This is a genomic window from Amycolatopsis sp. lyj-84 (assembly GCF_046549075.1).
Lineage (GTDB): Bacteria > Actinomycetota > Actinomycetes > Mycobacteriales > Pseudonocardiaceae > Amycolatopsis.
This window is the reverse complement of the sequence record NZ_JAJPWO010000012.1, coordinates 17,911-34,567: the sequence shown is the minus strand read 5'-3', so window position 1 is coordinate 34,567 and position 16,657 is coordinate 17,911. Positions and strand designations below refer to the sequence as shown.

The following is a 16,657-nucleotide window of genomic DNA, read 5'->3' as shown; positions in this document are numbered from 1 at the left end:
GCGGAAGGAAATCCGGTTCTTTCCGGTGAGCCGTCACCGAAGCTTGGCCCCGTTGCGGACGACCGCGTCGAGGAAGTCGCCACGGGAGAGCGCGACGGCCAGCGCCCCGATGTCATCGCTCAGATACCGGTCCCGGTCCAGGGTCGGGACCGTCGCCCGGACCTGGTCGTGGGTGACCCGGCCGAGCGGGCCGAGGCGTTCGTACCGGCCCGACACGTCGACGGCCTGTGCCGCGGCGAGCAGTTCCACCGCCAGGATCCAGTTGTTGTTCGCCAGTACCCGGCGGGCGTTTCTCGCCCCGATCAGTCCCATGCTGACCACGTCCTGGTTGTCGGCGTTGGCGGGCACGCTCTGGATGCTGGCGGGGCCGATCGTCCGGTTCTCGGCGACCAGCGCGCTCGCCGGGTACTGCGCCCCGGCCAGCCCGCTGTGCAGGCCGGGACTGCCGGCGATGAGGAACTCGGGCAGCCCGTCGTTGAGATGCCGGTTCAACAGCCGATGCGTCCGGCGCTCGGAGAACACGCCGAGCTGGGTGAGCGCGATGGTGCAGTAGTCCATCGCGAAGGCGATCGGCTGACCGTGGAAATTCGCGCCGTGGAAGATGTCTTCTTCGCCGTCCCCGCCGAAGAAGAGGGGATTGTCGTTGGCGGAATTGAGTTCGATCTCCAGGGTGGCCTCGGCCTGCCGCAGGGTGTCGCGGACGGCGCCGAGCACCTGCGGTACCGCGCGCAGGGTGTACGCCTTCTGCAGGTAGACCTCGCCGTCGCCGTTCTTGGCCTGTCGTGAGAGTTCGGAGTGCTCGACGGCGAGTCCGGTGCCGTTCAACAGCAAGCGCAGGTTCGCCGCGGTGTCGATTTGACCCCGGTGGGGACGGGCCCGCTCGTGCCCACCGGCGACGAACGGGCTCGTCGAGCCACGCAGCACCTCCACGACCAGCGCGGAGATGATCTCGGCCTGCCGCACCTGGTCCAGCGCGCGGCCGACCACCAGCGCGCCGAGCCCCGTCATCGCCGACGTGCCGTTGATCAGCGCGAGGCCTTCTTTGGCCCGCAATTCGAGCGGCTCGATCCCATGCCGTTCGAGCACCGGGCCGGTCGGTGTCCGCTCACCGCCTTCGAGGACGTACCCCTCGCCGATCAGGGTGCCGGCGATATGCGAGAGCGGTGCCAGGTCCCCGCTGGCTCCGAGCGACCCGATCTCCGGTACGGCCGGGACGATGTCCAGGTTCAGGTACGACGCCAGCCGCTCCAGGACGACCGGGCGCACGGCCGAATAGCCCTTGGCGAGCGCGTTGATCCTGGCCGTGATCATCGCCCGGACCTCGTCCACGGCGAACAGCGGGCCGACACCGGCGCTGTGGCTGCGGACGAGGTTCGTCTGCAGGGCCACCTCGTCGCCCGCCCCGACCGGGTGATGCACCAGTTCGCCGTATCCGGTGGTGACGCCGTAGACCGGAACGCCCCGGCTCACCAGTCGTTCGAACGACTTCCGGTTCTCCTCGACGGCCGCCAGCGCGGCCGGGGCCACCACGCACGGCACCTTGTCCTCGGCGATCCGGCGGACGGCGGCGAGGTCCAGGGCGCCGCCGTCGAGTTCGACGGGCTGGTGTCTCTTCGCCGTCACGCCTGTACTCCCGCCTCGATCGGTGTCCCGGAACGGCCGAGCAGCCAGCTCAGCACCGCGGTCGCCACGGCGAGCAGCGCGAGCACCCCGCAGGTGACGACGAACGCGTCGCCGAAACCGTCGGCGGGAATCGACGCCGTGTCCTGCGGACTGTGCCCCAGCGCGACGCGGTAGACCGTGCCGATACCGGCGATCCCGAGCGCCATCGCGGCCTGCGTGACGGTGTTCAGCACGCCCGAACCCGACCCGGTCAGGTCGGCGGGCACCTGGGCCATGGCGATGCCGATCAACGGCGAGACCACCAGCCCCTGCCCGATCCCGGACAGCCCGATGGTGGCCGCGAGCAGGACCGCCTGGGTGTCGGCGCCCGCCTGCACGATGAACGGCATCGGCAGGAAGCTCACGGTCATCAGCAGCGCGCCGGTGATCAGTACGCGGGTGCCGTAGCGCTCGGTCAGCCGTCGCCCGGCGGACGAGGCCACCGCGAACCCGACGCCCAGCGGCACGAACACCACACCGGTGCCCAGCGGGTCCAGGTGCAGCGCGGACTGGAGGTAGTAGGTCAGCACCAGGAAGTAGCCCGCGTTGCCGGCGAAGAACACCGTCACCGTGGCCATGCTGGTCGGGAAGCCGCGTCCCCGCAGGACGCGGGCGGGCAGCAGCGGATCACCACCGCGCGCGGCCAGTCTGTTCTCGTACCGGAACAGGCCGGCCACGAGCAGCGCGGTGGCGGCGAAGCTGAACCAGATCCACAGTGGCCAGCCGTGTTCCGGGCCGAGCGACAGCGGGATCAGCAGAGCGGGCAGCACGGCCGCGGTGAGGACCGTCCCCACCATGTCCAGTGGGGCGGTGACCTCGCTCCGGCTCTCCCGGACCGTCGGCGGCGCGGCCAGCAGGATGAGCAGCCCGATCGGCACGTTGATCAGGAAGATCGTCCGCCACTCGAGACCGGCGACATCCACTTCGAGGAGCAGCCCGCCGCCGATCAGCCCGGCGACGACCCCGAGCCCGATCACCGACCCGTAGGCACCGATCGCGCGCTGCCGGTCCCGCAGCTGGCCGAACGTGCCCTGGATGATCGACAGCACCTGCGGCATCAGGACGGCCGCCGCGGCGCCCTGCACGACCCGCGCCACGATCAGGAGATTCGCCGTGGGGCACAACGCGCACAGCAGCGAGGCGACGGTGAAGGCCGCGACGCCGTACTGGAACACCTTCTTGCGGCCGAACCGGTCGCCGAGCTTGCCGCCGGTCACCATGCCCGCCGCGTAGGCGATCACGTAGCCGTCGATGACGAACTGGATCTGGCCGAAACTGGCGCCCAGATCCACTTGGATCGACGGGCTGGCCACGTTCACGATGAACATGTCGATCTGGCCCATGAACGTGGCCAGCAGGACTACCCCTATCCCGGCCCAGTCACGAGGGCTCGGCCTGGTCGAGGGTGTTGTGTCCGCAACGGCAACCATTCTCGCCTCTTTACCTGGTCGGGTGAGCGCCGCCGTTGACCCCGAGGGTCTGGCCGGTGATGTGGCGGGCGCCGGCGGAAGCGAGGAAGTACACCGTTTCGGCGATGTCGGCGGGGATCCCGGCACGGCCGGTGCTGGTCGCCTCGACCAGCTGCTCGGCCCGCTCCGTGGGGAGCTTGTCCCGGAAGAACTCGGTTTCGCGGATGTAGCCGGGCGAAACCACGTTCGAGGTGATCTTGCGGGCGCCGAGCTGCTTGGCCAGGTCGACGTTCCACGACGAGAGCCCGGCCTTGGCCGCGCCGTAGGAACCCGCGCCCTGGTCGGCGGCGATGGACCCGATGTGGATCACCGAGCCGCCTTCGGCCAGTTTGCCCTCGGCCGCGGTGGTGGTCAGCACCGCGCTGATCAGGTTCGCGTCCAGGTTGGCCCGCCAGTGCGCGAGGACCCCGGCGAGCCCGTCCTGCTCGGGGAGATCGAAGTCGGTGTTGCCGCCCGCGTTGTTGACCAGCACGTCGATCGGTCCGTCCAGCCCGACCAGTGCGGCGGTGACCTGATCGGGATCGGTGCAGTCGCAGACGAGTGGCCGGACCGACGAACCCAGCTCGGCCGCGGTCGCGACCAGCACTTCCTTCCGTCGCCCGGTGATGTACACGACCGCGTCCGACGCCGCGAACCTCGCCGCGACGGACCTGCCGATGCCAGTGCCCCCGCCGGTGACCAAAATTGTCCGAATCATCTAGCCTTCCTTCGTGTCAGCCGGTTTAGACTCACGTTTAGGCCTAAATGATAGGCTGTGTGCCGTACAGCCGACAACCGAGGTGGAGGTCTGGGATGACTGCAGCGTCCGGGCAAGACCCCACGCTGGACGCCGCGGACGACATCGAGGCGGCTTGGAAACGCGAGCGTCCTGGCACGTCGACCGAGTCCATCGGCATCGTGACTCGCGTGTGGCAGCTGGCGAAACTGTTCGGTGAGGACCGCCGCCGGGTGCTGCTCGACTCCGATGTCGATTCGGCCACCTTGGACCTGCTCAGCATGCTCCGGCGCAGCTCCCCGCCGTACTCGCTGACGACCAGGGAGCTGGCCAGGCTGACCCTGGTCACCGCGGGAGCGATCTCGCAGCGGGTGGCTCGCGCGGAACGCGAAGGGCTGGTCGAGCGGCACACCGAGCCGCCGGGCCGCAGCGTGTACGTGACGCTGACCCCGGCCGGGCACGCTCTGGTGGAGGAAACCGTCGACCGGGTGCTCGCGAGGGAACTCGAACTGATCTCAGGGCTGAGCACCGAGCAGCGAAGCGAGCTCGCTTCGCTGCTGCGGGTGCTCCTCGGTGAGGTCCAGACGCGATGCAACGATCACGGCGTTTCGCACGTCGGCGATGTCGGTTCGGCGTTGTGAGCCCGCTACGGGGCGGGCTCACAGCAACCGGGTGAAATGCCGGACGACCTGCTGCGCCTGAATCGGGTTCAGCCGGGGGTCGCAGGCGGACTCGTACCGGTCGAAGTCGAGCGAGCCGGTCAGGTCGGCCGTCGTGTCCACGCATTCGGTCACCGGGTCGGGGCTCACCTCGAGGTGGAGGCCGCCCGGGTGGACCCGCTGCTCGCGCAGGATCCGGCAGAAGTGCCCGATCTCGTCCTGGATCTCCGTCACGACCCGGGTCTTCTGCCCGGTCACGGTCTTCTTGGTGTTGCCGTGCATGGGGTCGCTGAGCCAGGCCACCTCGCCCGCCCGCGTGCCCAGTGCGGCCACCAGCGCGGGGAGCCGGTCCGCGATCTTTTCCGCGCCCATGCGGATGATGAGGGTCAGCCTGCCCCGGCGGTGCCCGGTGGCCAGGCGGTCGACGATGGCGATCAGCTCTTCCGGCGTCGCGGTCGGGCCGATCTTCACTCCGACGGGGTTGTTGATCTGCTCGGCGAGCGCGAGATGCGCGTGATCGAGCTGCCGGGTGCGCTCACCGATCCACACCATGTGGGCCGAGGAGGCGTAGGTGCCGCCGCGGGCCGGGTCCGGCCGGAGCAGCGCTCGCTCGAAGTCCAGCAGCAGGGCTTCGTGACTGATGTAGGTCGGCGCCAGCATCGAACTGATCCCGCTGTCGCCTTCCGAAAGGAGCAGCTGCCGCATGAACAGCGCGTCCAGGCCGCTCGCCGCGAGGTCGTAGGCGGTCAGCATGCGCGCCGGATCGGCCCGCCTGGCCGTGGCGGTGGGATTCAGGCCGTTCACCGCGTCACCGCGGTAGACCGGGATCTCCGTGCCGTCCGGCAGGGTTTCCGTGGCGCAGGAACGAGGTTTGGCGAACTGCCCGGCGAAGCGGCCGATCCGGACGGCCGGTATCCCGGCGAATTCGGCGGTGTCGCAGAGATGTTGCAACTGGGAGGCCTTGGCCTGGACCCGGTGCCGCTCCGAGTCGGAGAACAGTTCGGCACAGTCGCCCGCCTGGATCACCACGGCCTCACCGCGGGCGACGAACTCGAGTTCGCCTGCCAGCGCGTGACAGGAGTGCGCGTCGACGAGCGGTGGCCTGCCGAGCAGTTCGTTCCGGACCGCGGCCAGTTCGCCGGGGGTGGACCATTCGGGCTGGTGGGCGGCGGCGATTTCCAGTAGTGCGTGGGGGATCATCGCGGTCTCCTGGTGGGGTGGTGGGGCGTCACGCGGGGCGAAGGGCGGGTGTTCCCAGCCGGAGCTGCACCCGCCGGGCCAGGTCGATCAGCCGTTCTTCGCTGCCGGGCGGTCCGACGATCTGCACGCCGAGCGGCGCGCGGTTCACCGTGCTGAGCCTGGCCGGCACGGCGATGGCGGGCAGTCCGGCGAAACTGGCGATCGGGGTGTAGCCGATCCGCCGGTCGTAGTCGGCTTCGCCGGGGGCGGGAATGGTGGTGGCGACCGGGCGGCTGGTCCGCAGATCCGGTGGGGGAGAGGGATCCAGCGGCAGCAACCAGACGTGCGTACGGTCGTCGAAACGGGCGGCGTTCTCCTGACGGCAGGAGAACATCGCGTCGAGGATCTCCGCGTAGTGGCCGTCGCTCACCCGTGCGCCGACTTCCAGCGCCTGCTCGGTGCTCGCGTGCAACGGCACGGTGATCCAGTGCCGCCAGAGCCGGTAGCCGTCCCACGCCTGCCGGGCGCAGAGCTGCCAGGCGTCGCCACGGCGTTGCCAGAGGTCGTCCGACACCCTCCGGTCGTTCACCTCGTGGCCGTCCTCGGCCAGCGCGGCGCTGACCAGATCCAGCGTTTCCAGCATCTCGGGACCGCACGAACCTTCCCGGACGTTGGTGGGCACACCGATGCGATAGCGGGCGGGCAACGGCTGTCCGGTGTCGCCGATCAGGGTGCGCAAACCCAAGCGCTGCCACAGGAACGCGAGGTCTTCGGCCGTGCGTGCCACCCAGCCGACCGCGTCCATCGGTGGTGACAAAGGGAAGATGCCGCGCAGCAGCCCGGGATCGTGCGTCATCCGCAGCCCGACGGTGCCGCAGTGCCCGGCGGGCCACCGCACCGAACCGAGGACGTCCGTGCCCATCGCGAGATCACAGAGATCGGCCGCGACGGCGACCCCCGCGCCGGTACTCGACCCCGCGGGGTCGATGTGCGGGAAGTAGGGATTCACGCAGCCGGAGCCGACACCGATGTTCAGCTCGGTGCTCACGACCTTGCCGATCACCAGGTCTTCGACACCGTCGAGCCGGGAGAGCGCCGTCGCCGACGCCGCCGGGTGATGCCGGTAATGGCGCAGGCCCAAGGAAGTGGGCAGGCCGGCGACGTCGATGGTGTCCTTGACGCCGACCCGGATCAGCGGCGTACCCGATTCCGGCTTCCGCCGCGTGGTGACCGCCCGGTAGCGGGCATCGGCCACGGAGTACCAGGTTTCGTTCTGCTCGGCCCATTTCCGGTCGTCCCACTCGCCCCGATCGTGCAGGTCGCACCGTTCGGCGAGTGGCAGTTCGAGCAGATCGGGCCGGACCGGGCGATCATCGGGATAGGTGATTCCCGCGTTCTCGATGTAGCCGGTCATCGACGTGGCGGGATCGGAGTGGAGCGGGCGGACCGTCATCAGCTCGCCCCTTCCAGCGCCACGCGGGGTTTCTGTTGCGTGAGGGCGTACAGGGCGGTGACGGCGATCTTCCCGGTCGCGGTCCGCGGGATGCGCCGGACCTGGTGCATCGCCCGCGGTGGGGTGAAGTCGTGCATGACCGACCGCAGCCGGGCGAAGATCTGCTGGCGGGAGAGGTCCCGGTCGAGGCTGTAGAACAGTTCGTAGTGCTCGGCACGGACGGGATCGTGCACGGGCAGGCAGGCCACGTCCAAACCGTCGACCGAATTCCGCAGCGCGGTCGCGAGTTCTTCCAGGTTCACCCGCGCCCCGTTCACCTTGATCAGGGCCGAGGCCCGCCCCTTGAACTCGAAGGACCGGCCGTCGCGGTGGATCACGTCGGGCAGCCGCCACGATTCCGGTTTGAACGCCATGTCGCCGCGGCGGGCCAGCCGCGGGCTCCGGATGTGCAGCCACTGTCCCGGACTTTCGCCGGGATCGGCGAACTCGACGTCGGGCAGGAGTTGCCAGCGTCCCGCGTCGACGCCAGGCGGCGTGATCTCCCGGTGCGCGATCCCGCCGGTTTCGGTGGACCCGAACAACTCGAAGGCACGGAAACCGTTGCCGGACAAGGCTTCCAGTACCTCACCGGTGGCCTGCACCGTCGGCCCGGTCCCGTGCAGCGCGACCGCCGAGGGCAGCGCCTTGAGCTGGCCGAGCAGATGACGCAGCAGCAGCCAGCTGGACGGCAGGCAGACGAACAGCGTCCGCTTCTTCTCCACCTCGGGCGGCAATCCGGCGGGCGCGTGGGTGAGATGGTGCACGGGAACGCCGCGCAGCTCCGGCAGGATCTGCGCGAACAGCTTGCCGAACAGGTGCTCCACGGGAGCGAAGCTGACGATCTGCTCGACCTCGCCGACGAGCTCGTTCGCGATCAGCTCGGCTTCGGCGCGGAGTTGTTCCCGGGTACGAAGCCACACGGTGGGCGAACCCGTATGCCCGGACGTGCGGAATTCGACTTCCCGGGCCGTCACCGGGGCCCTCCGAACGCGGCCTGGTCTTCCAGTTGGGCGTGCACGAACTCGGCGATGCGATCCATCTGCGCGAAGGTGTAGCGGACGTCGTGCTCGACGAAGTCGACCTCGATGCCGAACTCCTTTTCCATCGCGGTGACGCATTCCATCGCGCCGAGGCTGTCGTAGCGGTCGCCGAGCGTTTCCGGGAGCGGCGCGTCGGCGGGCAGGTCGTCGATCTCCGGACCGAACAGACCGGCCAGCACAGCCCGGGTCCGGGTCCGGAGGGAGTCGAGGGTGGGCACGGAAGATACGGTCATCGGTTTCCCCTTTAGGTGGCGTCCGCGCGACGAAGTCGTCCCTGAACGCCGAAGTACACGGATTCCTTGGGCGTGGGCCGGAACTCCAGGTAGAGGAAGGGAGTCCCGGCGGTCATTCCGAGCGCGTCGGCGAGGACGGCGGCCAGTTCTTCGTAGAAGGCCTCGTCCCGCCCGACGGACACGCAGCAGACGACACTGGCGTGGTGCAGTCCTTCGTCCTCTTGTGGAAGGGCTTCGATCGGCAGGCCGCCGACGAACACCGTGCCCTCCTCGGTCCGCTCGAACCGCACGACCACATGCCTGCGGTCGCTGTCGTGGTCGGCGAACCAGCGGGTCAGCCGGACGGCGATGGCCCGGCGTTCGGTGGTGGACAGCGCCATGGTGCGAATGGTGATGGTGGGCATGGTTTCCCCAGAATCGACGGTTTCACTCAGGACAGGGTGAGTGCGGGCAGTTCCGCCCGGTGCCCCGCGATGCGGTCGCGGAGCAGTACGCCGAGGCAGTCGGCCAGCGCTCCGCCGCCGGTCGGGGTGAGCGGTGTCCACGCGGTGCCGTCCGGACGCCCGATCCGGTCGAGGAAGACGGCCAGCCGGGAGAAGTCGACGGGAATCCGCTGACGGTCCGCGGTCACCACCGCTTCGTAGGTGCTCAGCAGATCCGGCATGCGCGAACCTTCGTTGGCGAAGCCGCCACCGGTCACCCGGTGCTGGTCGAGCAGGATCGCGAGTTCGCCGGGCGTGGTCTGGCCCAGTTCGTCCCGGATCCGCAACGCCTGCAGCCCGGCACGGAGCGTGGGAGGTGCCTCCGGCACGTGCCGGTAACCCAGCACGTCACGGCACCCCAGGACGAATTCCGCCAGCCGTGCGGGATCCAGCGCCTCGGAAAGCGGAATCCCGAGTAGCCGCAAGGTCTCCACCGCCGCCGCGGTGGAGACCAGATCCGATCCACGGCCTTCCCAGTAGCCGAAACCACCGTCGGGATTCTGCAGTTCGCCCAGCCAGTTCGCGATCTCGCGAGGCGCGGTGGGATCGGCGCCCGCCGCGCCCGCGGCGACGGCCCACAGTGTGCACCGCACTTCGCTGCCCCGGGCGGGCATGTACATGATCCCGCCCTCGTTCGGCAGCCGGCACCCGGCCAGCCAGGTACGCCACTGGCTTTGTCGCGGGTCTTCGGGCGCTGACATCATCGCGGTCGCCGCGGTGCTCAGCGCGTCTCCGGCTCGATCGGGTTCGCGATAGGTGAAGCCACCACCGTCACAGGACATCGCGTGCAGCCTGCGCAGCACCGGACCGGCGTGCCTCTCGGTGTCCGCGCCCATGGCCCGCAACGAACCGATCGCGCAGAACGAGGCCCAGACGTCGGCGACGTCGTAACCGGCCCATCGGACGAACGAGCCGTCGGCCAACCGGCGGTCCAGGACCCAATCGACGCAGCGCTGCTTCTCCGCCGGGCCCGAGCCCAGCGTTTCGAGAGCGGCTGTCGCCCGATAGGTGGCCCACATGCATGACGTATCGGCCGACGGACCGAACAGGAAACCGCCTTCGGCCTGCTGCTGGTCCCGCAGCCAGCGGACCAGCGCGGGACCGTCCCACGGAAGCGCCAGATCCGGATCAGTGGCTCGCAGCGCCCGCCAGGACATCACTCCGTAGAAGCAGGCCCGGACGTCGGAAGCCGTGGTCGCGGCGTGCTCCGGCGACCAGCCGAGGCCGCCGTCCGGCGCCTGCAGCGCGCGCAGCCAGGTCAGCAGGCGACCCCGGTCCGGCGGGTCGTCGTGACACAGCTCGACCATGGTGCGCACCGAAAAGTGCGTGGCCCACACATCGGGGGCTTGGCCGGGCAGCATCGCGTACGCGTCGCCGGACCAGGTGCGGTGCAGCCAGTCCCGCGTCGAGCCGAGCTTGGGGATCTCGGCGCCGAGTTCGGCCATCGCCTGGGTGCAGTAGAACGTCGCCCACGCGTCGGACGCCATTCCCTTGCTCCAGGCGTAGCCGCCATCGCTGTTGCGGCGGCTGCGCAGGTAATCGACGGTGGCCGCGCTACCGGGCAGTTCGCCGGCCCGGCCCAGCCACGCGGCGGTGCGGACCGCGGCGTAGGTGCACCACAGGTCGGCTTCACCGGTGGTGACGGCTGTCCCGACCGGTGCGTGGGGCGCCAGGTGCGCGATCATCCGCCCGCTCCCACGACCCGGAAGTTGGATCGCTTCCAGCTCTTCTGCGAAGCGCCGCTCTTGGTGCTCGCGGGCAGCTGGTTGACGAAGAGCACCTCGTCCCATTCCAGGCCGAGCACTTCGCGGGAGGAATGCTGGAGCCGGTCGGCCATCGTGGCCTCGCCGGTCCGGTCCCAGTGCACGTCCCGTTCCAGGATCAACCGGGCGAACGCGCCCGGCGCGTCGGTCTCCATCAGGTAGCCGGTCGCCTCGGTCTCGCCGTAGACCACTTCTTCGACCGCTCGCACGGTGAGTTTCGCGCCGCGGACGGCCACGGCGTCGGAACTGCGCCCGACGACCTCGATCACCGGGGCGCGGTCGCCGCAGTCGCAGCGGGCGCCCAACCGCACGTCGTCCCCCGTGTCCAGCCGCAGCACGCACCGGGCGTGCAGGTTGAGCGGGGTGACCACGAGTCGTCCGGCGCCGGATTCCGGCAGTGGACGGACGGTTCCGTCGTCATCGGCGAGCTCGAAGTAGTTGGTCGCGGTCAGCAGGTGCAACCGGTCCCTGGCGCAGCCGGCGGCCAGGGTGCCGGTCTCCGTGCTCCCGTAACTCGCGTCCAGCGCGGAGGCACCCCACCATCGGCCGAGGCGGGTCCGGAACGGAGCGGTGCTGACCTCGCCGAGCAGCATCAGCCGGTTCACGCCGGCACTCAGTTCCGCCAGAAGCCCGCGTTGTTTGATCAGCCTGCTGAACTGCAGCGCCACCCCGGGAGCGGCGAAAACGACGGTCGGCCGGAAGGTCTGGCACAGTCCTATCAGCCGGTCCCAGTCGGAGATCCCGGTGGCGAACGGATAGGCCCTGGCATGCGGCCGCCCGAGGTACTCGCAGACACCGACGATAAGGTCGGCCACCGGAACGATGTCCGAGGGCAGCATAATCAATACGCGTTCATTTTCCGGCAACAGATCGCGCCAGGCTTCTGCCACCGAAACGGTGTTCCAGATTATGTCCTCCGCCAGTCGCGGAGTCGGCGTCGGCAGCCCGGTGGTACCGGTTGTTTCATAATATTTCGACGCCGCGTCAACTGGGGAAGCCAGGAATTCAGAAGGTTTTTTCTTGAGGTGCTGCTTGCTGGTGGTGCCGAGTGCTTCGAATTTGGCGAAGGAGTACTCTGGAAGGTTGGCGTAGGCTTCGGTGCGGCCGGCTCGTTGCCATGTTTCGGCGAGTTTCCGCAGGTAGAAGCCCTGACTGGGCATCTTTCGCTGCTGGTCGCAGATCTCGTCGCCTGCCTGGTTCAGCAGGCGCAAGCGATCGCTGCTATTGATGATCAAGGATAATTCCCTCCCCAGGAAATAGACTAAGGTCTATGATCTTCTTGAGGCCCCCGGCTATTCAATCGGAGCAAGTTTAGCACTAAACCTCGATACGTCGCAAGTTGTCCGACGAGACAACGACGTTCGTATCATTCGCGACTGACGTCACTCTGGTGGCGGTACGGGCCCTGTCGGGCGCTGACGTACAGTCCTCGACCAGATGAATTACCGGCAGTCGTTGGCGTGCGTTCGTCTGCACTATATCGCCGCCATGGTCGGTGAAACACCCCCTTCCGTGCGCCTGGTCGCGAGTCAATAGCACGTGTCGTGAGGGTGTACGGCTCGTCGGTGCAGCGTAAGAGCCCATCAAGCAGACCCAGCATGCCTCTAAGACAGGGAGCGTCATGTGCGGAATCGCAGGCTGGATCAATCTCGAGCATCCCGTCGGGTGGAAGGAAGCGGACCTCGAACGCATGACCCGGACGCTCGCCCGCCGCGGCCCGGACGACGAAGGGCTGTGGACTGACCGGCACGTGGGACTCGGCCACCGCCGGCTCGCCATCCTCGACGTGCAGCGGGGTGTGCAGCCGATGGTCGCGGGTCCGCTCGACCGGCCGCACGCCGTCCTCTGCTACAGCGGCGAGGTGTACAACTTCCGCGAGTTGAGGGCGGAACTGGCCGGGCGCGGGCACGTCTTCCGGACCCACGGCGACACCGAAGTGGTGCTCAACGCCTACCTGGAGTGGGGCGAGAGCTTCGTCGAGCGGCTGAGCGGGATGTTCGCCTTCGCGTTGTGGGATCCGCGTGAACGGAAACTGATCCTGGTCCGCGACCGGCTGGGCATCAAACCTCTTTACTACGCCCGGCTCGGTGAAGCGGTTCTGTTCGCTTCCGAGCCGAAGGCGGTGCTGGCCCACCCGGAGTTCACCGCCCGGCTGGATCACCAGGGGCTCGCCGATCTGCTGGGGCTCATCAAGACCCCCGGCGTGACCCCGTTCCACGACCTGTTCGAGGTGCCGCCCGGGCACGTCCTCACCATCGACGACAACGGCAGCCACCTGACCCGGTACTGGAGTTTGCCGACCGTTCCGCACGAGGACGACATCGCGGAGACGGTGAGCCACGTCCGCGAGCTGCTCTTCGACACCGTGCGACGGCAGCTGATCACCGACGTTCCGTTGTGCACCCTGCTTTCCGGCGGTCTGGACTCGAGTGCGCTGACCGCGATGGCCACGGAAATCCTCGACAGCACGGGAGAAGGCCCTGTCCGCTCGTTCTCCGTCGACTTCGTCGGCAGCGCGGACCACTTCCGCGCCAGCGACTTCCGGCCCGAACGGGACAATCCGTACGCCCTCCTGGTCGCCGAACACCTCGGCACGGCACACCGGACCATCGAACTGCCGGAAGACGCCCTCATCGAGGACGGCAACCGGGACGTCGTCCTCGGCGCGCACGATCTCCCGCTCACCTTCGGCGACGTCGACACCTCGCTGTACCTTCTCTTCTCGGCCATTCGCGACAAATCGACCGTCGCGCTGTCCGGTGAGTCCGCGGACGAGGTCTTCGGCGGGTACAACTGGTTCCACGATCCGAAGGTCGTGGGCACCGCGGACTTTCCCTGGCTCAGCACCATGCAGTTCGTCCCCGAGGGGATGCTGACCGCCGAGTTCCGTGAGCACACCCGATTCGGGGAGTACCGCGCCGACAGCTACCAGCAGGCGATCGGCGAAGTCGAGTACCTGCCGGGAGAAGACGCGCAGGACCGGCGGATGCGCGAGTTCAGCCACCTGCATCTCACGCGCTGGCTGCAAGTCCTGCTGGATCGCAAGGACCGGCTCAGCATGGCCGCCGGTCTCGAGGTGCGGGTGCCGTTCTGCGATCACCGGCTGGTCGAGTACGTGCACAACATCCCGTGGAAGATCAAAACCTACGACGGCCGGGAAAAGAGCGTTCTCCGTGGCGCGGCGGCCGGTCTGCTGCCCGATTCGGTGCTGAGCCGGAAGAAGAGTCCGTATCCCACCACCGGCAACACCCGGTACGAACAGGATCTGCGCCGCCGGGTCGGCACCCTCCTGGCGGAGAACCGCTCGCCGGCACTGGAGATCGTCGACCCGGGCGCCCTCCGCGAGTTGCTGAGCAGGCCCGACGGCTACTTCGACACCCAGCTCCGGCGCAACCCGCTGGAAACCGTCTTGAGTCTCGCGCAGTGGTACCAGGGTCAATGGAACTCGTGATCGCCGCGTCCGGCGACCCGGGTCTCCCGAACGAACCGGAGGAATGATGGAGAACCTGTGGCTCGCCGACGTGCTCGCGAAGCCGGTGCCGGAGTCGGTGCGGTTCCTCAGCCGCGCCGACGTCGTGGAGTGCCTGGCGACGGTCGACGTCGTGGGCGCGGTCAAGGGCGCGCTGCTGAGCCATCACCACGGCCGGACGATCCTGCCCGGTGAGGCCTATCTGTCCTGGACCAATCGGCTCGGCGCCTACAGCCGGTCGATCGGCATGCCGGGTGCCGTGCTGGAGCAGGGATCCGAGGGCGCCTACGGCATGAAAATCATCAATGCCAGTGTGTCGAACCCGGAGTTCGGCCTGGAACGGGCCGGTGGCCTGGGTCTCTGCTTCGACGCGCAGACCGCCAGGGTGACCGCGGTGATGGAGGTCGGCGTGCTCAGCGCCGTGCGGACGGCCGCCGTGACCGCGATCGCCGTCGAGGCGGTCGGATACGGGGCGGCTCGCTCGCTGGCCGCCGTCGGATGTGGAACCCAGGCACGTGTGCACCTCGCGCTGCTCCTCGCGCGATGCCCGGAGCTCAGCCGGATCACGCTGTACGACGTGCGACAGCCGGTGGCCGAGAGTCTTGCCGCTGAGCTCGCCCTGCGGCACCCGGAGGTCTCGTTCTCCGTCGCTTCCACGCCGGCCGAAGCGATGGCAGACGCCGAGGTGGCGCTGTTCTTGACCACCGTGGCCGAAGGGTACGTCCAGCCGGAGTGGGTGCGACCCGGATCGCTCCTGGTCAACGTCTCGCTCGGCGACCTCACCGACGAGGTCCTGGTCGGCGCCTCCGCCCTCGTCGTCGACGACCTTCAGCTGATCATCGAGAATCCCCGGCGGCCGTTGGGCCGTCTGATCAACGACGGGCGAATCGCGGCGAAGGCCGATGAGGGCCTGCCCTCGGTCACCGCGACGATCGGTGAACTGCTCGTCGGCGACACGACCGTCCAGAGATCCGACGCCGGTTACGTCGTCGTGAATCCCTTCGGACTCGGCATTCTCGACGTGGCACTGTTCGGCTCGGTGCTGCGCCAGGCGAGCGGTGCGGGCGTCGGGAAGATTCTGGAGCTCAATTGAGCCGGGCGGTCGTCGTCCGGCGAAAGTTTCACTGTTGACCATTCACCGTCTTTGATTCAGGGAGTTCAGGTGCGGTTGCCCAACCATCGCGGTCCGGTGAGCGAGATCCTAGTGAATATCTTCCGGCGCCCGCCGGAGAGTGACGACAAGTCCGTCTTGGAGGCCATTTCGGCGACCGAGGTGGAGGCCATCTCCGACGAGGACCTGCAGCTGAGTTTGTTCTTGTGCTACGGACCCCAGTACTGCCTCTTCGGAGAGACGGCGCAAAATTGGGAGTGGGACGCCTCTCTGGTGGAGTTGCGCAAGCGGCTCGAAACCCGCTTCGCTCGCGAGCTCGGCGAAATCGCCGGCCCGCTCCCGGAGGTGGACGTGGAGAAGCTTCCCGAGTTCTTGATGGAACTCGGGAAACCGAGCCCGGGACGGTCTCTCTCGCGCTACATCAAGCAAGAGGCCTCCATGGCGCAGTTCCAGGAGTTCCTCATGCACCGGTCCGTCTACAGTCTCATGGAAGCGGACCACCACAGCCTCGTCATCCCGCGGGTGCGCGGCGGCGGGAAACCGGCCTTGGTGGAGATCCAGGCCGACGAGTACGGCGGCGGGATCCCGGGCCGTCTGCACTCCCAGTTGTTCGAATTGACCCTGGCCGAGCTCGGCATGCTCACCGAATTCGGCTCGTATTTCGAGGATGTCCCGGCTTGTTCGCTGGAGACGGTGAACGTGATATCCTATTTCGGAACGTACGGGCGTCACCGGGGTGCGTTGCTCGGAAATCTGGCGCTCACGGAAATCGGCTCGCACTATGTGAACCGGAATTTCCGGAACGGCCTGCAGCGGTTGAACGGGTCCGACGATTCGTGGATCTTCTTCCAAGAGCACATCGTGGCCGACGCCGTCCACGAACAGCTCGCCGCCTATGACATGTGCGGCAAATTCGTACGGGAGAATCCGCGGGAGTTGTCCGATCTGGTCTTCGGCGCCGTCGTGACGGCCGAACTGGGAGCACGGGCGAACGAGAGCATGCTGTCGGCTTGGGAACGTGGCGAATCCTCCCTCCGCGGCAAGACGTCCGTGGCGGCGAGCTGATGGACGGCCGGGAACCGGCAGGGGACACCGGCGCCGGGCCGGTGGTGCAGAAGCACGCTCCGGCCACGGTCGTGGTGTGCCAGGACGGGCCGATCATCATCCGTGGCGACTACGACCTGCGCAGCCAAACCGATGAGCCGATAGATCCACAGCGCAAGACCATCGCCATCTGCCGTTGCGGACGCTCCTTGATGAAGCCGTTCTGCGATGGCAGCCATATCTGGGCGAGGAACGGTGGCCATGGAGACCGGTCGGACCGGACGTAGTGACGGTGCCTGCGCCAGGGCGTGTTTCACAAGCCCTGTTCGCGGTCTTCGC

The 16,657-nt window shown here is 68.2% G+C and carries 16 protein-coding genes; 6 read left to right on the top strand and 10 right to left on the bottom strand.

Translation table 11 applies throughout. The features are described 5' to 3' along the window. Positions 1-33: 33 nt before the first annotated feature. From cmdF to ACLJRM_RS31370, 3 genes are read right to left on the bottom strand one after another with little or no spacing between them, the layout of a single operon-like run. Positions 34-1,623: a tyrosine 2,3-aminomutase gene (cmdF, locus tag ACLJRM_RS31380; RefSeq protein ID WP_410665104.1), complete on the bottom strand. Its 1,590-nt coding sequence runs from the start codon at positions 1,621-1,623 to the stop codon at positions 34-36. Continuing rightward, positions 1,620-3,092: an MFS transporter gene (locus ACLJRM_RS31375; protein WP_233224183.1), complete on the bottom strand. Its 1,473-nt coding sequence runs from the start codon at positions 3,090-3,092 to the stop codon at positions 1,620-1,622. The genes cmdF and ACLJRM_RS31375 overlap by 4 nt, the downstream gene beginning before the upstream one ends. A 10-nt stretch (positions 3,093-3,102) precedes the next feature. Beyond that, positions 3,103-3,828, bottom strand: a complete 726-nt coding sequence (locus ACLJRM_RS31370; RefSeq protein ID WP_101607108.1) for an SDR family NAD(P)-dependent oxidoreductase — start codon at positions 3,826-3,828, stop codon at positions 3,103-3,105. Between the two features lie 95 nt (positions 3,829-3,923). Here ACLJRM_RS31370 and ACLJRM_RS31365 point away from each other — a divergent pair, with 95 nt between their 5' ends. Continuing rightward, entirely contained in the window at positions 3,924-4,487 is a 564-nt protein-coding gene (locus tag ACLJRM_RS31365; RefSeq protein WP_101607109.1) for a MarR family winged helix-turn-helix transcriptional regulator, read from the top strand. A gap of 18 nt (positions 4,488-4,505) precedes the next feature. On the opposite strand, the gene ACLJRM_RS31360 is transcribed toward ACLJRM_RS31365, so the two are convergent. From ACLJRM_RS31360 to ACLJRM_RS31330, 7 genes are read right to left on the bottom strand one after another with little or no spacing between them, the layout of a single operon-like run. Then, entirely contained in the window at positions 4,506-5,705 is a 1,200-nt protein-coding gene (locus tag ACLJRM_RS31360; protein ID WP_410665103.1) for a 3-deoxy-7-phosphoheptulonate synthase, read from the bottom strand. A 28-nt stretch (positions 5,706-5,733) separates the two neighbouring features. Further along, positions 5,734-7,137, bottom strand: coding sequence for an amidase family protein (locus ACLJRM_RS31355; RefSeq protein ID WP_410665102.1), 1,404 nt, complete (start codon positions 7,135-7,137; stop codon positions 5,734-5,736). Continuing rightward, positions 7,137-8,150, bottom strand: a complete 1,014-nt coding sequence (locus tag ACLJRM_RS31350) for a hypothetical protein (RefSeq protein WP_410665101.1) — start codon at positions 8,148-8,150, stop codon at positions 7,137-7,139. The genes ACLJRM_RS31355 and ACLJRM_RS31350 overlap by 1 nt, the downstream gene beginning before the upstream one ends. Beyond that, positions 8,147-8,449, bottom strand: a complete 303-nt coding sequence (locus ACLJRM_RS31345; protein WP_101607113.1) for an acyl carrier protein — start codon at positions 8,447-8,449, stop codon at positions 8,147-8,149. The genes ACLJRM_RS31350 and ACLJRM_RS31345 overlap by 4 nt, the downstream gene beginning before the upstream one ends. Before the next feature lie 11 nt (positions 8,450-8,460). Continuing rightward, entirely contained in the window at positions 8,461-8,853 is a 393-nt protein-coding gene (locus tag ACLJRM_RS31340) for a hypothetical protein (RefSeq protein ID WP_101607114.1), read from the bottom strand. Between the two features lie 26 nt (positions 8,854-8,879). After that, entirely contained in the window at positions 8,880-10,616 is a 1,737-nt protein-coding gene (locus tag ACLJRM_RS31335; RefSeq protein ID WP_410665100.1) for a prenyltransferase/squalene oxidase repeat-containing protein, read from the bottom strand. Beyond that, complete coding sequence (locus tag ACLJRM_RS31330; RefSeq protein WP_233224182.1) at positions 10,613-11,509, bottom strand: hypothetical protein; 897 nt, start codon at positions 11,507-11,509, stop codon at positions 10,613-10,615. The genes ACLJRM_RS31335 and ACLJRM_RS31330 overlap by 4 nt, the downstream gene beginning before the upstream one ends. Before the next feature lie 210 nt (positions 11,510-11,719). On the opposite strand from ACLJRM_RS31330, the gene ACLJRM_RS31325 reads away from it, so the two are divergent. From ACLJRM_RS31325 to ACLJRM_RS31305, 5 genes are all read left to right on the top strand, one after another. Then, a complete protein-coding gene (locus ACLJRM_RS31325; protein WP_233224181.1) occupies positions 11,720-11,935 on the top strand; it encodes a hypothetical protein in 216 nt (71 codons plus the stop codon). A 380-nt stretch (positions 11,936-12,315) separates the two neighbouring features. Further along, complete coding sequence (gene asnB, locus ACLJRM_RS31320) at positions 12,316-14,145, top strand: asparagine synthase (glutamine-hydrolyzing) (RefSeq protein WP_101607117.1); 1,830 nt, start codon at positions 12,316-12,318, stop codon at positions 14,143-14,145. A 43-nt stretch (positions 14,146-14,188) separates the two neighbouring features. After that, on the top strand, positions 14,189-15,256 hold the full coding sequence (locus tag ACLJRM_RS31315) for an ornithine cyclodeaminase (protein WP_233224180.1): 1,068 nt from the start codon (positions 14,189-14,191) through the stop codon (positions 15,254-15,256). A 96-nt stretch (positions 15,257-15,352) separates the two neighbouring features. Next, positions 15,353-16,339, top strand: coding sequence for an iron-containing redox enzyme family protein (locus tag ACLJRM_RS31310; protein WP_410665099.1), 987 nt, complete (start codon positions 15,353-15,355; stop codon positions 16,337-16,339). After that, positions 16,339-16,605, top strand: a complete 267-nt coding sequence (locus tag ACLJRM_RS31305) for a CDGSH iron-sulfur domain-containing protein (protein WP_410598273.1) — start codon at positions 16,339-16,341, stop codon at positions 16,603-16,605. Before ACLJRM_RS31310 ends, ACLJRM_RS31305 begins: the two co-directional genes overlap by 1 nt. Positions 16,606-16,657: the final 52 nt, after the last annotated feature.

Coding starts and splice junctions, on each gene's coding strand:
- ACLJRM_RS31360 (WP_410665103.1), bottom strand. CDS start 5,705: ATGATCCCCCACGCACTACTGGAAATCGCCGCCGCCCACCAGCCCGAA.
- asnB (WP_101607117.1), top strand. CDS start 12,316: ATGTGCGGAATCGCAGGCTGGATCAATCTCGAGCATCCCGTCGGGTGG.
- ACLJRM_RS31355 (WP_410665102.1), bottom strand. CDS start 7,137: ATGACGGTCCGCCCGCTCCACTCCGATCCCGCCACGTCGATGACCGGC.
- ACLJRM_RS31370 (WP_101607108.1), bottom strand. CDS start 3,828: ATGATTCGGACAATTTTGGTCACCGGCGGGGGCACTGGCATCGGCAGG.
- ACLJRM_RS31340 (WP_101607114.1), bottom strand. CDS start 8,853: ATGCCCACCATCACCATTCGCACCATGGCGCTGTCCACCACCGAACGC.
- ACLJRM_RS31365 (WP_101607109.1), top strand. CDS start 3,924: ATGACTGCAGCGTCCGGGCAAGACCCCACGCTGGACGCCGCGGACGAC.
- ACLJRM_RS31315 (WP_233224180.1), top strand. CDS start 14,189: ATGATGGAGAACCTGTGGCTCGCCGACGTGCTCGCGAAGCCGGTGCCG.
- ACLJRM_RS31345 (WP_101607113.1), bottom strand. CDS start 8,449: ATGACCGTATCTTCCGTGCCCACCCTCGACTCCCTCCGGACCCGGACC.
- ACLJRM_RS31335 (WP_410665100.1), bottom strand. CDS start 10,616: ATGATCGCGCACCTGGCGCCCCACGCACCGGTCGGGACAGCCGTCACC.
- ACLJRM_RS31305 (WP_410598273.1), top strand. CDS start 16,339: ATGGACGGCCGGGAACCGGCAGGGGACACCGGCGCCGGGCCGGTGGTG.
- ACLJRM_RS31375 (WP_233224183.1), bottom strand. CDS start 3,092: ATGGTTGCCGTTGCGGACACAACACCCTCGACCAGGCCGAGCCCTCGT.